Annotated in this window: 4 protein-coding genes; all 4 read right to left on the bottom strand. The window is 65.3% G+C overall.

The genetic code is table 11. From position 1 onward, the window contains the following. Positions 1-24: 24 nt before the first annotated feature. The 4 genes from AC13FW_RS00635 to AC13FW_RS00620 all read right to left on the bottom strand — a co-directional run bounded on the left by AC13FW_RS00635 (position 25) and on the right by AC13FW_RS00620 (position 16,067). Entirely contained in the window at positions 25-13,590 is a 13,566-nt protein-coding gene (locus AC13FW_RS00635) for a filamentous haemagglutinin family protein (protein WP_482987838.1), read from the bottom strand. A gap of 295 nt (positions 13,591-13,885) precedes the next feature. Beyond that, on the bottom strand, positions 13,886-14,917 hold the full coding sequence (locus tag AC13FW_RS00630; RefSeq protein WP_482987837.1) for a FecR family protein: 1,032 nt from the start codon (positions 14,915-14,917) through the stop codon (positions 13,886-13,888). Then, positions 14,914-15,444 (bottom strand): RNA polymerase sigma factor, encoded by a 531-nt coding sequence (locus AC13FW_RS00625; protein WP_482987836.1) that lies wholly within the window; start codon positions 15,442-15,444, stop codon positions 14,914-14,916. The genes AC13FW_RS00630 and AC13FW_RS00625 overlap by 4 nt, the downstream gene beginning before the upstream one ends. After that, entirely contained in the window at positions 15,444-16,067 is a 624-nt protein-coding gene (locus tag AC13FW_RS00620) for an STN domain-containing protein (protein ID WP_482987835.1), read from the bottom strand. The genes AC13FW_RS00625 and AC13FW_RS00620 overlap by 1 nt, the downstream gene beginning before the upstream one ends. Positions 16,068-16,255: the final 188 nt, after the last annotated feature.

Below are 16,255 nucleotides of genomic sequence, written 5' to 3'. Positions count from 1 at the left end.
CCGCGCGGAGCGCGGGCATGCACATCACTGCCGCTTCGTCGTCGACGGTTCGAGACGGGCGCGCTGCTCGCTGCTCAAGCTGCCCATGCCGACCACCTGCACCACGCTGTTGGGGTCGTAACCGTCTTCGCGCTTCGGCGGTGCCACGCTGCTGGTTTCGTTGCCGAAGCCAAGCACCTGCACGCTGATCGTCGACGGCCGGGTCTGCTGCGTCTGCCGCTTGACCATGTCCTGCGCTGCCTGCACCGCGCTGTTGGCCGCGGCGCTGGCCGAGGTCAATGCGCTGACGTTGACCGCGGCGATCACCGGGATGCCTACCGCTTCGCCCTGCACCTGGATGTTGTCGGCATTCAGCACCTGCAGCGCGGCCAGGTTTACGTTGCCCGACACGCGGATGCCCGCTTCACCGGCGTCGATGGTGCCCAGCGGCGCGATCAGGTCGATGTCGCCCGGCGGAACCTCGGAGATCGGATTGAGCGTGGCGATGCCGGCACCGGTGTTTGGCGTGTTCGGCGACAGCGCGACATTGCCCATCGCGTCATAGACACGGCGCTGTGGTGTATAGACAACCGTGGTCTTGCTGCCACGACCGGCATTGATGTCACCCTCTGCCGACCACGCAAGGATGTTGCCGCCGAAGGTGGTGAAGATGCGGCTCTGGCCCAACAGCAGGCTGTCACGCGAGTAGATGTTGATATCGCCCTCGCCCTGGGTCAGCACGCCGGAGCCCGCGCCTGGGCTGAAGCCACCATCGACACCGACCAGGGCGCGCCCACCCGGCACCATCAAGCTGATGTCACCGCCAAAGTCGGTGTGGATACCTGCGTCGTTCACGGTGTAGTACGGCACGTCGTAGCTGGGCTTTCCTGCGGCGATCCACTCGGCCTCGGTCAGGTAGGTTTTGCCAAGCAGCGGCCGACGGCGTGCCACGCTGTCAACGTTCTGGTCGAAGTACAGCGCGCTGCTGTACATGGTGAGGTCACCTTCGTAGGCGATGTCCCTGCCTTGTGCGTCCTTGGACGGCAGCAGCGTGGCAATAGCCTCGCGGCCGCGCAGATAGCTGCCCTGGCGAGCGCCGTCCGCATCGTTGTACTCGCGACCGGCGGCCTTGAGTTCGGCGTAGTAGACATTGCGCAGGAAAGCGCTCTGCTGCTCCACCGGCAAGGCTGCGAAGAAAGTACGCGCATCCATCGTGGCCGCATCGAAGTGCAGACCGCGTCCATTGGCACCGCCAAAGCGCGCACTCAGCCAATTGACCAGGTGCAGTTGGCTTTCCAGCTTGTATTCGCGGGCCAGGCTGCGATTGGCTGCAGTACCACCATTGGCCAGCGCGGTGGTGCGGGTCTGGTCCAGCTCCAGTTGCTTGTCTGCCAGGAAGCGTTCGGCACCGGCTTCATCACCCGAATAGCCAAACTCGGCCCGCAGCCATTGCGCCAGGCTGACCGCTCCGCCATAGACACGTACCACCTTGCCCTGCTGATCTGCCAGCGGCGCGCCCGGATCGGCAAGATTGGCCGCATCCAGATAACGTGCCGCGAAGGCCGACCAGTCGGCGCCGTGCTTGCCCATGCCAGCGGCCACCGAAATACCGGCACCGCTGCTGCGGTCGCCCGGAACCACGTTGACCACCGGCCCGAGACTGCGCAGCTCGCCCTTGTCCGCCATGTACACATCACGACCGGCGCTGATGTCTAGCAGACCGGGGCCGGCGATGTAGAACGTGCTGAAACGGATATCCCGCCCGGCCTGCACCACCGAGACGTCATCGGCACTGGTATGCACGATGAGGTTACCGCGTGCGGTCGCGTTGGTGGCAGCTATGGGCCGCTGCGGCGCAGATGGATCATTGCCATTGGTCTGGCCCAACCAACCCAGCGCTCCCGTTGTATTGCCGAAAAACGGGCTCTGGTTGTCGTAAGCGCCCAATGGCGTGCCGGAGTTCACGATGTCACGCCCGGCGCGCAGTGCTACCGCGCCGCCGCCGTCGTACCAGTTGACCCCCGTCACGATGCTGCCCATGCGCAAGCCAACCAGGTCACCGCTTACCGCGTAGTAGCGCGAAGGTGTCTGACCCACATAGACGTGACCGGAGGCGGTAGGCGCGGTGAAGGTGAACAACGGATACACCTGGGCGCTGGCGTGCGGATCGGTCGCGTCCAGCAGCACGCTTGGAGCCAACGCGTTGGCGCTGACGTTATGCAGGAACTGGCGCCCGTACCATAGCTTCGGCCCCTGTCCAATGAAGCCCGGATTCCACGGATTGGACAGTGCGGTCGGATCAGCACCGGAGGTCGAGAACGCGGTGCCGTTTGAATAGATCGAATCTGCCGCCAGCAGCTCCAGTTGGCCCGTGCCCTGCACCACGAACTGATCGGCCACCGGTGAAGGTGCCAACACCACACCTGCCACGAAACGCTCGTTGTTGGTGCCCACGATGGGCGACGTCCGCGCCTTGCCATAGAAGATGCTGCCGCTGGCCGCTGCCGCACGCAGCACCGAGGGATACACGTGATCACCATCAGTGGCCTGCGCATCGGTACGCACGGCCGGATCATTCATCGCCAGCGTCGGGGTGAGATTGCCACCTGCGGCGAGCAGGTCCACCGCTGTTGATGGCGTCCACAGCGAGAACCAGCTCCAGCCACCATCACTGTAGGCCTGGCCATTCGCCTTGAACGGCGTCCCCCCATTGACCTGCGGCACCCGCCCGGGGTCGACCACGCTGCCCAGCACCAGGTCGCCGCGTGCATCCAGACGCGCGCCCGCATCGCCCAGCACCAGCACCGGACCGCCGCTACCGATGCCCACCGTGGATTGGAAGACGTCGTAGACACGCGATTCCTTGGCATCCTTGCCGCCGTAACGCAGCTCGACACCGCCTACCGCGCCCGACTCCAGCCGCAACGCACCGCGCAGGTTGGTGAAGCTGCCATTGAGTTCCAGCCGGTGCGCGTTGCCGCTGCTGAGCACGTTGGCGACCGGCACGGTGTTGCCGCCACTGAACACACGTAGCGCCGGATCCGCATTGAGGCCACCGCCGATGCGGATATCCAGATCACCGCCACCGGTCTGCACCAGCTCCCCATTGGCAGTAACACGGCCGGTGCTGGCCACCGCCAGATTCACGCCGCTGCTGCGCATCAGGAAGTACGAACCAACATCGCCGCGCCCTTGCAGCATGCCGGCGTCGCCAGCGGCTTCCAGCACCAGGTTGCCACCACCCAGCGTGCCGAAGCCGGTGAAGCCGACCTGGCGTGGCATGCCTACGTAGTTGTTGTAGTAGTTGGGCCCGTCGGTGGGCCGCACATAGGTGCCGAAGTTGATCCACCACGCGGTGGGCACGCCGTCGGCACCCCGCTGCACGCTGCCGCTGCCCTGGCGCCACAGCCAGTTGCCGAGCGACGCCGTCGGCAGCAAGCCCGGGGTGGCCACACCCAGGGTTTCGTAACGCAGGGTTGAGGAAGGGCGGCCGAGGCTGTCGCCACTGATGTCACCGCCGGCACGCAGCAACAGGTTGCCGCCCGCTTCGGGATACCAGGCCTGGTACAGGCTCTGGCTGCCGCCGTCGACCAGGTGTTCAAACGCGCTGCCCTGTGCACCCAGCACCGTGCCAGCAACGCCTGCATCGCTCGTTGGCCTGTCACGCGGCAGGTTGTAGGGATCGCTGGCGGCACCCGCCGCCAACGAGGCCGATTGCGTGCCGGCGGTGTAGATGCCAAACAGCGAGGTGGTAGCGATGTCGCTGGCAGACACCAGGCGCAGGTCGCCGGTGCCGGTACGCACCACGCTGGCGATCTGTTGGCGGCCAGGCTCAATGCTGAACATCGTGTCCGGCGGCGTGGCCGGCGTATCGATCGCGGTCAGCTGGCCGTAACCGTAACTGTCGAGCTCACTGACATCAGCGCTGAAGAAACCATATGCCTGCAGCTCGGCCGCTTGGTCAGCGGTGATCGACGTGCCCGACACGGGCATGAAACTGAGCAGGTACTCGCCGAAGAAATCCATCACCAGACGTTCGAACCCGGCAACGTCGTCCCACAGGTAGGTGGCAGGCGAGCCGGTGCCGGGCACCTCGACCACCACCCCACCCTGCCCGTAATGCACGTCGGAGAAGCGCAGATCACCCTTGCTCGAACGCATCACGGTGAGACGATCGACGGCGGTTGTATCGGCGCCTGCAACCAGGCTGATATCCCAGGACTGCGAGCCGGACTGCAGCATCGGCGCCACTGCCCAGATCCGCCCATGGTTGCCATCGGCATCGGCCGGGCGCAGGTCGACGGTCTTGGCGCCACCGGGCAACTTCACATCGGTATCGCTGGGAATGAAGGCGCCCTTGGCCAACGCAAGGTCGGCAGCGAGGGTGACGAGGTCGCCAACCGGCGGTGCCGGCAACGCCACCCCGGCCGGCCAGGTCATCGCATCGATGCGAGCGGCCAAGGGCAGGCGCAGGCCAGCGGACAGGCGCGTGCCCTGTGGCAGGGTGATCGCATCGGCCAGCACCGCGCCAGCGGCGAACAGCAGTGCGCCGGAGGCGTCGTGCACCGCTGCACTCAGCACCGTGCCCTTGGCCAATGCCAATGGCAACGCCAGCGTGGCCGCCGCAGGCAACTGCGTACCGGCAGCCATCTGCATGGCGGCAATCGGCAGGTCGTAGTTGAGCACCTTGCCGGAGTTGAATCCGGTGCCGGTGGCCAGGGTTACCAACCCGCCATGCGGTACCACCACATCCGAACCAAACAGCTGGCGGCCAGCAGTCAGGTACCAACCACTGTCATCCAGGGTGCTGCCCAGCACGCTGCCGTCGAAGCCATCACTGATGCTGCCAAATACGTCCAGATCACCCTGCGCACGGATCAGCAGCGAGCCGGCTTCGCCGGAACCACGGGTCAGGCTCTGCTGGTTGTTCGGATTGACGCTGGCGTAGCGATGACCCGACAGGTCGATATCGCCATCGACGTGCAGATTGCCATCGGCGTTGATCGAGGTGTCCGCCACCACTTCCACACCCGGCCGCAGATGGAACTGCTGCCCGAGCGTGCGCAGGCCGGCCAACTTGCGATCCATCAGGTCGGCATTGTTCAACGCGGCATTGATGAAGGTCCGGCTCTGGCCATCCAGACGATCCAGATAGGCCTGGTCGATGACCTGGTAACTCTTGCCGTCGGTGGTGGCCTCGCTACCCAGCGCGGCACTCGCATCGGTGATGAAAGCGTTGAGGTGGATGGACTTGGCACCGTCGATGGCAATGGTCCCGGCAGCATCGATGGCTACATCGTTGCCTCCAAGCCGTGGCGCATTCAGCGCCACGCTACCGAAGTTGCTGTTGCTCCCGGCCACGCGCAGGTCCATGCGCGCACCGCTGTGCAGTGCCAACACACCCTTGCCCGAATCGATCTCGATCACCGCCCGGTTGGGGGCGTCGATCGCTTTGCCATAGCTGTCCTTGCGCAGCACGTCGGCACTGGCATCCAGCACGGCGGTGCCACCCACCGTGACCCCGTTGGAAGCAGCCAGACGGATGCTGCCGGCCTGCTCGCCACTGGCATCGATGGTGCCGTTGACGATCAGCTGACCGTGGTCAAGCGCCACCGATATGTCGTGCGCCTTGAGCTCATCGCCGATGCTCAGGTCACCCTCGCCGATGCGGAAGCTGCGGCCGCCACTGACGCCACTGGCATTGAGGCGGGTATTGAGCCCGGCAAAGTCCGCGATGAAGCGCCCCTGCAGGTCGATACGGCCGGCCGAGAACGGAACCTCGGTGCCGCCCGCATCGTAGTGCCCGCTGCTGCTGCCCAGCAGCTGCCCGAATAGGCCGATGGTGCCGTGTTCGGCGAATGCGGACAGCTTGCCGCCGCGGTTGAACAACGCCGACAGGTCGACCTTCGCGCCTGCCGACTGGGTGACACCACCCGCGCGGCTGTCCAACACCACATCGCCGCCCCAGCTGTACTTGCTGGTATCGAAGAAGTCGATGCGACGACCAGCCAGATCCAGCTGCGCGCCATCGGCCAAGGTCACATCCCGCTGCGCCGACAGCGACAGCTTGCCGCTGGGCAGCAGCACTGCGGTATCCACCACCAAGCCACCGTCGCGGCTGTCCAGCGCAATCTCCGCGCCCAGCGCCGATGCCAGCGTTGCGTTGTCCGGCGTGACCGGTTTTCCATTGCCACTTACATGGATATCACCGCCCGCTGTGATCTTGTTGACCGAACCCGCGCTGCCGGTCAACAGCGGCGTGCTGATGAACAGGTCACCGCCCTGGCGGTCGTAGGCCTTGGTCGTCGCGTTCCAGTCGCCCTGCGATTCGAATACCGCCAACGTGCCCTTGTTGTTGGCGGTCACACGCTCGCTTGCGTTCAGGTGCACCGAGGCAAAACCCAGTGCCAGCCGATCCTGCGCACGCACGGTATCGGGCTGAGACTTGGGGCCGAAGCCAAGCACGATGTCGCGTGCATCGACCACCAGCTGACCCGTGCCGGTACCCGGCCCACCCGCAACCACGCTGCCTGCCGGAGTCAGTGCCCCGCTCCAGATCAAGGTGTCGGTGTGGATGCGCGCAACATCACCGGCATTGCCGTAGCCATAGATGGCCGGCGTGCCCAATACCAGCCGCTGCAGGGCGGATTTGCCGGTGACTGCATCGTACGTGGACAGGCTGACATCGCCAAAGAAATTGACCGACTCACGCGCCTTCAAGGACAGCGCTTCCAATGCCGGCGCGCCGGTGCTGGCATCACCCAGCAACAGGCGACCCAGCACGTCCTGGTTGAGGGTCATGCCCGCGGGCAGGGTGCCATTCGCGTTGGCTGCGGCAATGGCCTCGGCGCTGCCAACATTGATGCCACCCACCGCCAACGTCAGGTTGCGGGTACCGTAACGGACCGTGTCGCCGAGCACGAAGCGATTGTCGGTGGCGGTGGCGATGGTGCCTTCCGAATAGAGTCGGGTATCGCCGATGCAGCTCGCATTGACAGCGCAGACACCGATCTCGATGGCGCCGGCACCATTGCCGTCGGAATCAGGCGCTTGCGGTGCAAGCAGATCCAGCTGCGCGTTGGATACCGCCAGCACCGAGTTCCTGCCCGGCTGGTAGACATAGCCCTGCTCGGCGCCGTAGCCCGATGCGCCGCGCCCAAGCGTATTGATGCCCGAGCCCTGCTCCAGGGTGATGCCACCGGCGGTGCGGCCGGTCATCAGGAACACATCGGCGGCCTGCAGTTGCGCGCCCTCACGCAGCACGATGCTGTTGCTGCCACTGGCCGACATCGAGATGACATTGGCCGACTGCAGTGAGCCGGTGGCAGGGTCCAGGTAAGTGCTCCTCAACTGACCGCCAATCTCCAGGCGTGAGGCAGCAATCGCATTGAGTTCACTGGCATGCACCGAAACGCCGTCGTAGCCGTCGGCGGCAGCCGCACCGTCGGCAAGGATTTCGTAGTTCGACGCACTCCACAGGCGCGCAACCGTGCCATTGCCATCCTTGCCCGGCGTACCCAGCACCGTGGCATCGAACTGCAGCGCAGGCTGATCCACCGCACCCGGTTGGCTGGGGCTGATCAAGGCGAAGTTCACCGCCTTGGCGTCGCGTTCCAGCAGCGGCCGCGGTGCGCCTTCGCGCGCGGCCTGCTGCAAGGCGAAGCTGGCATAGCTGGTTTCGTTGTATTGCGAATAGCTGCGCAGCGTATCGGCGGAAGTCAGGATGGCCTGGGTAGGCAGGGCATCCACGACGCCTGTATTGGCGATACCCAGCTGCGCCGACGTACTCCACGAGCCATTGCGCATGCCCTGCGTCGTCCCGAAGGCCGCCGCGCTGCTGGCCAGGCCGTTGAGCTCGACGCGGAACGCGCCAGGCAGCAAGGCATAGGTTGACGGCAGCAGCGTATAGGTACCAGCCGGCAGCCCGGGCACACCCGCGCCAATGGTGATCTGCCGGCCGATGGCCGGATCGCCGGCGCCCTTCTCCGCGCCAACCGGTGCATATCCGGCCTGCACGCCGGGCACGATCGCGTATACCGGATTGGTCTTCAGGCCCGGCAAGGTGAAGCCATCAACGCCCATCTGCACCAGCGGATTGAAGCGCGCATCGGTGGAACCGCCGCGGCCGGACAGGAAGGCCGCACCGGTAAGTTCGCCACCGCCGGACAGGTCCAGCACCGCGCCCGCCTGCGCATTCACCGCATGCGCCTTGAACTCCACCTTCGGTTCCCAGCCGATGCCACGGTAATCGGCGTCTATGCCGTTGTAGTTGTAGGTCAGGCCGTCGACGGTGCCGCCATAGGGCATCAACAGACCGTTGGCGCTGACCGAGGTGATGCTGCCTGGCAGCAGGTTGACCACGCTCGTATAGCCATTGCTGTTGCTGCCGAGCGTGATGCTGCCCAGCGGGGCACGCAGTACGCCTCCCTGGTTGATGGTCGCGGCACTGAACTCCATCGTGCCGAACACGCTGTACGGCATCGCTGGCAGTGCGCTGCCCATGCGCTCGATGGTGAGCGCGCGGGTCGGGTCCAGCTCGATCTGACGCACCCCCCATTGATTCAATGTGGTGTGCATGCCGACGCTGACATTGCCGCTGCCGTAGATCTGCGCGGCCGCCAAAGTGGTGTCGCCCGGTGAGAACAGGCTGGCCTGCTGCAAGCGCAGATCGCCCTCGCTCTGGATCCGCACCTGGCCGAATGCATCGCGTTCAACGGCCAACGGCGTGTCCGCGTTGAGTTTGATCTCGCCGCGGCTGCCGAAGCCCAGCATGCCGACGATATCGACCATGCTGCCGGCCAGGGTCAAGCTGGCGTCGTCCGCCACCAGCGGCACGCCCAGGGTCCCGGCGGCGGGTGAAACATTGCTGGAGCCGATGATCGGATTCGGCATCAAGGTGTTGTCGCGCTGGCGACGGGCCGCGCCTGCGATGCGCAGGTACGGCGCAGCCAGGTGCACCTGGCTGTCGCGCGCCGCGTTGCTGGACAGGCCGATCGCGCTGGCCGTCAGGTACAAGGCCTGACGCATGCTCAGGTCGATGTCGCCATCCATGCTGAGCAGGCCATTGACGTATAGCGAAGCGGTATCGAAACCACCCGCGCGTATCGCATCCACGCCATAGCGGGCATGACCATAGGCCAGGCTGGCATCCAGCTCACCCACGCCGACATCCGCGGCCAGCCCGCTGCCGCTGTAGTTCTGTTCGAGCACCAGCTCGCGCGGCACACGCACGGCGTCGTCGACCAGCTCGCCCTTGGAGCTCCAGCGATCCACCGGCCCGTAGACGGGCGTCTCCAGATTCAACGCCAGCGTGCCGCCCATGGCACCGGCGCCACCTGCGGCCGCGTTCAAGCTGCCATCGATGAACAGGCCATTGTCCGAGCTCAAGGCAATCACGCCACCATGGCTGGCCAGCGTTGTCTCACCCATGCCAGGCAGGTCGAGTACAGCCTTCGTACCCGATGCGTCCAGTCGTGCGCCTTCGCGGACCACGACGAAGGCGTTTATCGCGCCGATGTTCTGCGATGCCAGATTGTGCTTGGCACCGATTTCGATGGTGCCGCCGTCAAGCAGACGGCCATAGCGGCCAACCGCGTCATCGTTCGCGGTGAATGCCTTGCCGGAAACATCCAGCACGGCGTTGTCACCGATCCACACCGACCGCGCGGAAGGCAGGCCGGCCGGCAGGTTGGCGTCATTGCCGGTGCCAAAGTCACCACCCAACACCGAGATGCGACCGCCATTGGCCTGAAGGCTGCCTTCCAGCGTGATCTGGGCGTTGGCGGTCAGGGTGATGGACTGGCCCGGATCGACACCGATGTGGCTACCCTTGCCAAGCAACAGGTCGGCGGCGGTCAGTACCGTGCCTGCCGTCAATGCGAGGCTCGCACCCTGCCGCAGGCTGACCAGGCCCTTGCCTGGCTGATCCTGCTGCAGCGGCGGCAGCCACAGCGACAAGGCCTCATCCGGATCGCCACCGCTGGCCAGATCCCGGGCAGCCACCCGGTCGACCTGCAACAGCGGCATCGCCACATCGACACGCGCACCATCGACCACCACCACACCATCGCGACCGCTGACGCTGTAACTCTTGAAGCCGGACTGGAACAACTTGCTGTCCAAGGCCAGGAACGACTGCACCGGCAGGTCACGGTGCCACGAGGTACCCGGCGGAATGCGGGTGCCGTCGGGCATCACCAGCACGCGATCGGTGACGGTACCGGCGACATAGTTGTAGGTCTGCTGCGGGATCGGCAAGCCGGTGGGAAACACGTTGCCGGGGATGACATAGCCTGCGGGCAGATCGGTGATGGTCGCCAAGGTGGTGCCTGCGGGCACGGTCTGCCCGGCGTACATCACCGGTCCGCCGTTGGCCAGCTGTACCGTCACCGGCAGCAGCCACGGCGCCTGCGTGGTCACCGTGTTGATGCTGTCCACCGAGGGCCGCAGCGTCGCCGGCATCGCCTGGCCACCCAGCACACGCGTCTGCACGACACTGAAACTGACCGGAATGACCTCGCCAGGTTGCAGCACCACATCGGCGGCAAGGCGCAGCGGCAGATCGCTTTTCTCGCCCGCAGGCAGCTGCTCGATCGCACTGGCCAATTCACCGCCAATACTTACCAGCGTGCCGTGCTCGATGTTGAGCGCACCGCCGCCCTTGACACCGTAGCCGCGGATGGCGCCATCGAGCGCAAGCACACCATTTCCCTGGTACTGGCCAGCCGCCAGCGTGACACTGCCGCCCTTGCCACCGGAGACGCTGCCATCCACCGCAACCGCGGCACCGGAGGACACGTCGATCAGACTGCCTTCGCCCAGGGTGACGCTGCCACTGCTGCGCAGCATCACCTCGCCACCGTTGATGAAAGGCAGCCCTGCGATGGACTGCGGGTCCTGCCACTGGTTGTTCCAGAGCCCGCGCGCGTCCAGCGTCACGCCATCGGCGATGTCGACCTTGCGCTCATAGCTGGCGGCGGCAAGCGCACCGATCGGCCGATCCTGCCAGGGATCACCACTGGCCGTGTGCTGCACCAGCATGTTGCCCAGGCGGATGCTGCCGCTACGGGCGGTAAGATCAGCGTTTACCGTGACATCGCTTGCGTGCAGCGCGATACCGCCGCCAGCGGCGACAGTGAGCGCCTCATCCACGCTCACCCTGCCCAGCGCGTGAATGTCCAGCGCGGCGAACTTCTGGGCATTGAGCCAGGCCGCATCCAGCGTGATGTGCCCGGCCTCTCCTGCAGTACCACCCGAACCAATCGAGACTTCATCGACAACCGCGCCCGGACCAAAGCGTAGCTGGCCGGTGTCCTTGTCGTAGAACGGGTCGTAGGTGCCGATGACCAGTTGGCCACCACGTGCAACGGCGGTCTGTGCTTGCTGATAGCCATCCAGCACCGCATCGCGTTCGCGCGTCTGCCGGTCGCCCTGGAAGGTGGTGGTTTCGATCCCGCCCTCAAGCTGCGCCGACTGGGTGGCCACCACCACGCGGCCGGCATCGCGGCCGACCACATAACCATTCTCCAGCCGCTTGTCCGGGCCGATCACCGGGTTGTAGTAGTACTCGGTGTTGCCCCAACGCGCATGCACATCCTCGAAACCACGGTAAAGCCCGGTGTACAGCAGATCGCCGGGCGCGCTTGAGGCGCTGTACAACTTGCCATCGGCACCCTTGAGGTGGGTCTGCTGGATATAGCCGGTCTGCACGTCGAGCGTGCCGCCGGACAGGTTGATATGCGAACCCGCCTGGGTGACCACGCTGCCACCATTGAACTGCACCGTGCCGCCTTGCGCCGACCACTCGCCGATGCCGTGGCCGGTGACGCCCAGGTAGCCGCCCACTTCCAGCAGGCCGCCTGCGGTATACCAACGGTCGGTTTCATAACCATTGGTGCCGGCGGGCACCAGTACCAGATCACGTCGATCCAACCAGATGTTCTTGCTGTTGAGCGATTTGTCATCGCGGTTGAGCGATGCGTCGCGCTGCTCGTTGCCCTGCACGTTGATCTGGACGTTGTTCGCTTCCATCGCGATCTTGACGCCAACGTGGCCGGATACATCGATGCGTGCGCCGCGTTCAACTTCGGTGGAAGCGGCATCGACAAAGACCTGGCCACCGGTCGCCAGGGTGAGGCTGCCATCCTCGAAGCGCACGTCACCGCCACTGACGATCTGCACCAGCGACTGGTCGCGCCGGTGCAGGATGCCGTCCCCGGCCCTGTCCGATTCCTGCACCAGGGTCTCGCGCTGCACATCCAATGCGGTGGTGGCGCTATCGTCCAGCACCACTGCGGTGGTGCTGCCCTGGCCCAGGGTTACGTCGCCATCGGCGTCACCGCGGGCGGTCTGCAGATGCACGGTGCCACGGGTGTGCACCGACGTGGTCGCGACCAGCGCGCCGTCCTGGCGCACATCATGGCCGGCCAGGGTGATGTCGCCGGTGGTTGCCTGGATCAGGCCCGTGTTGCTGACGACACCGGCGGCAGCCGCCGCATCAATCCCCGCGGTAACTGGCTTGCGCAGCGTGGTGACCACGTTGCCGCGCGTCGTCGAGGTCTGGTTCTGCTCGGTGCCCATGCCCTTGCGGATCACGAAGGCGTCACCCGCCGCCAACATCGTCTGTCCGTTGGCCGTGCTGATCTGGCCGTCGTTGTGTACTTGCCGACCGAGCAGCAAGACATAGCCCCCTCCTTCTGTCACCGAAGAAGGCACGTGGGTAGTGAGCTGCGCACCGCGCTCAACGATCACATCGCCGGTTGCAGCCGTATGGTTGAAGGTGCTTGCGGTAGTGGTCAGGTCATTGGCGAAGGTGGGAATGAAGCCGTTGCCCTGCGCGTCACCGTAGATGCCCTTGCCGAACTGCGCATCGCTGATGTTGACTGCGGATGCGGCCAGGTTCTTTACATTGACCTGGCTGCTGCCATCGAACACCACGCCATTGCGGTTGATCAGCATCACCGTGCCTTCGCCCTGGATACGCCCCAGGATCTGCGAGGGACGACCGCTGGGGTCGTTGATGCGGTTCAGCAGCGACCAACTCGCCTGCTGGTCGAAGTCCACCACGGTGTTGCGACCAACGTTGAAGGTTTCCCAATTGAGGATGGCCTTGTCGGCGGTCTGCTGGATGCTGACCGTGGTGACGCCATCCTTGCTACTCTGGGTTGCCGCGTTGGCGTTGTGCCAACCACGGGTCAGTGCATCGTCATCGATCTTCAGTCCGCCTTCGCCGAGGCCGTCCGGCACCTGGCTTGGCCGTGCGCGTGCGGCATCGCGCGCGGTCTGCTGCAGGCGCTGCTGCATGGCGATTGCCTGCGCGGCGGTATTGAGGTTCTCCAGCGATGTCTTCAGCGTATCGCGTGCCTGCTGCGCCTGCTGGTCGCTGCGTTGCAGGTTCGATGGCATGCCATTGGGAAGCCTGCCGGTCTGCACTGCGGTCTGCTGCTGCGCGCCCTTGCCGGCAAACCAGGCGGGACTGAAGGCCTGCTGTGCACTGACGCCGCCGCTGACGCTGCCGGCCATCAGCAGCACTGCGATTGCCTGTGACAATACCCGTACCTGCGGCGCCCGCGTGGTGCCGGGAACAACCGAACCATTGTGCTGCTTCACCATCGCCGTCACCCGTCGCAATATCGTTCGCTGATAAGGGCAAGCGCACATCCCCGCGCTGCAATACGAACCTGTTCCGACCGGAAGCGAGATTGACACTGCAATGCGTTGCGCTTGTTACGCTGGATAAGACCGCACTGGTTGGCAGCGACTGAACCGCTGTCATAGAAAATTCATGCAAAGACGACGCAGCAGAAATTCAGCCGGACTTCGTCATGCCAATGTCATGCAGGGGTGCTCGAATCGAGCGTGACGCGTTGTTGCAGGCTTCACTGCGTCGCTGCCTGCATGCTGCCGCTCAGCTGAGCAGAACCACACCACCAGGCATGTTGACCACCTTGGCGCCATAGGCATCCCGAACCAGATCGATGAAGGTATCGATGCGCTCGAGCGGAATGCGCGCCTGCACCCTGCGCTGCGGCAATGCGCCACCGGCAAGCACGATGCGTCCGGTGCGATAGCGGTTTACCTCATCCACCACGTCCTGCAGCGGCTGATCATCGAACAGCAGCCAACCATTGCGCCAGGCATCGATGGCGTCGGTAGCAACAGGCGCGACCGAAGCAATACGATCTTCCAGCAAGCGCGCCTGCCAGGCTGCTTCCAGCACCACCGTGCGTGCCCCGCGCAGCAGCTGCGCACGGCCCGCCAGGCAGGTGATGCGGACATCCGTGCCGACGCAGCGCACGTTCACCCGTGCTCCGGGCGCTGGCAGCAGGCGCGCGCCAGCGACCGCGATGGTGAAGCCCTGCACCGCATCTGCCTGCAGCGCGAACTGCGCTTCGCCCTCGCTGACCTCGATGCCTGGCGAGCCGTCGGCAGGCCGGTTCATGGTGGTGCGTGCAGCCATCGTCACATCGACGTCGGCGATCTTCAGCGTGCGCAGTTCACCAGTGGCGGTGCGGTAGTCGGCGGCCAACGCCGAGAGCTCCGGCCACATGCCCAAGGGTGAGCGCACCACCATCCAGCCAGCTGCCGCAGCGGCGGCGCCGCCCAGGAATGCACGGCGGCGCAGGTTGACCGCATGCCGGGGACGGCGCCTGCCGCTGGCTGGTAGCGCGACGGTGACGGCTGCGCCGACCGTCGTTGGCGACGGCGCGGTGACCGGCACCACGGCCGTCTGCATTGCCGGTGCCAGCGCCACCCACAGGCGTCGTACCTGTGCGAACGCCGCTGCGTGCAGTGGGTCACGCGCGCGCCAGCGTCGGAACGCCTCGGCGTCGGCGGCCGTCACCGGCCCGGTCTGCAGCCGCAGCAGCCAATCCTGCGCCTGCGCCTGCAGCTCGGTGGGTATGTTCGGAACGCTGGATGTCGTGTTCATATCTTTCATGACGGTTTTCCCGCCCCGGGACCGAAACGCTGTACCAGCGGGCGGTCAAGTCGTCCCGCGCAATGTTGCAGCGCTTTCTTGAGATCCTTGCCGACCATGCGCGAGGAAACCCCGTGCTGGTCGGCAATGCTGTCAATGGGTTGTTGTTCAATGCGTGCGGCGATCAGGATTGCCCGCTGGCGTTCGGGAAGCTCGCGCAGGGCGGCGGCCAACGCCTCCATCTCCGACTGGCTGAAAGTCACTGTCGCCGGGTCAAGATGGTCGGCGGCTTCGTCCATCAGCGCCTCCACCTCGGCACCCGTGAGCACACGGCTGTGGGCGATGCGCTGATCGGTGGCAGCGTTGATTGCCATCCGGAACAGATACGCCACCGGGTTGCGCTGCGGTTCGCTGCTGCCCATGCGCTCGACCCGAAGCCAGGTTTCCTGCAGTGCATCCAGCGCAAGGTCATCCGATCCAAGGCGCCGTCGCAGACGCTTGCGGAAGCCTTCGTAGTGATCCAGGAAGAGACTGCGCAGACCGCTCATCAACGGCCCCGGCACGGCGGTGTCGCGCCGGGTGATTCCGGGAGCAGCAGCAAGGTGATCGGTTGCGGGATATCGGCAGGCAGGCCAGGCAACGGCAGATCGCGCAGGCGCTGCAGGAGGGTGCTGTCACGCTCCGGATCGCCGGTGGATTCCAGCAGTTCGGGTGCGCGGATACGCTGTTCCTTTTCGCCCAGCCAAAAGCGCAGGCTGGCACGGTAACCGCCGGGGCGGGTGAGCGGGTGGCCACACAAGGCCTGTTCCAACGAGCGCTGGATCACCCGCGCACCGCGGCGACGATCCGGCTCGGACAGCAGCGCCTGCGCAGGCAGGTCTGCAGCTTCCTGCAACCTGCCATTGCCCACAGATGAAGACGGCACCAGGGTGAACGCACCGTTCCCAACGAAGTGCGGTGCCAGTCCGGTCCCGTCCACTATCCGCTGCAATGCTTCCCGCCAACCGTAACGCCCCGATAGCGGGGCCGAGCGCAGCTCGCCCAGCAAGCGGGCATCTATCAATACCGCCACTCCAGTGATCTCCCCATACAGCCGCAAGGCATCCGGCAATGACTGGCCCGGGATGTCGAAGGTGTAACGTTGCTGCTCGTTGCCACGGTCGGCATCCATTCCGTCCGCCGCCAACACAACAAGCGGCAGCCACAACCACAGCAGCAGCGCCCAGCCCAAACGGCGGCGATGATGCCTGCCCCAAGCAATCCTGCTCAGCCGTTCGTATCGGTCGTGTGTCCGGGTGTCATAAAACTGCATGCAAGACGCGCCAGCATCACAACGCGAAGCAGGTCACGGTAGGCCTG

The organism is Stenotrophomonas sp. 21LCFQ19 (assembly GCF_056861425.1).
Note: the sequence above shows the minus strand (reverse complement) of the source record. Positions and strands in the feature narration are given on the sequence as shown.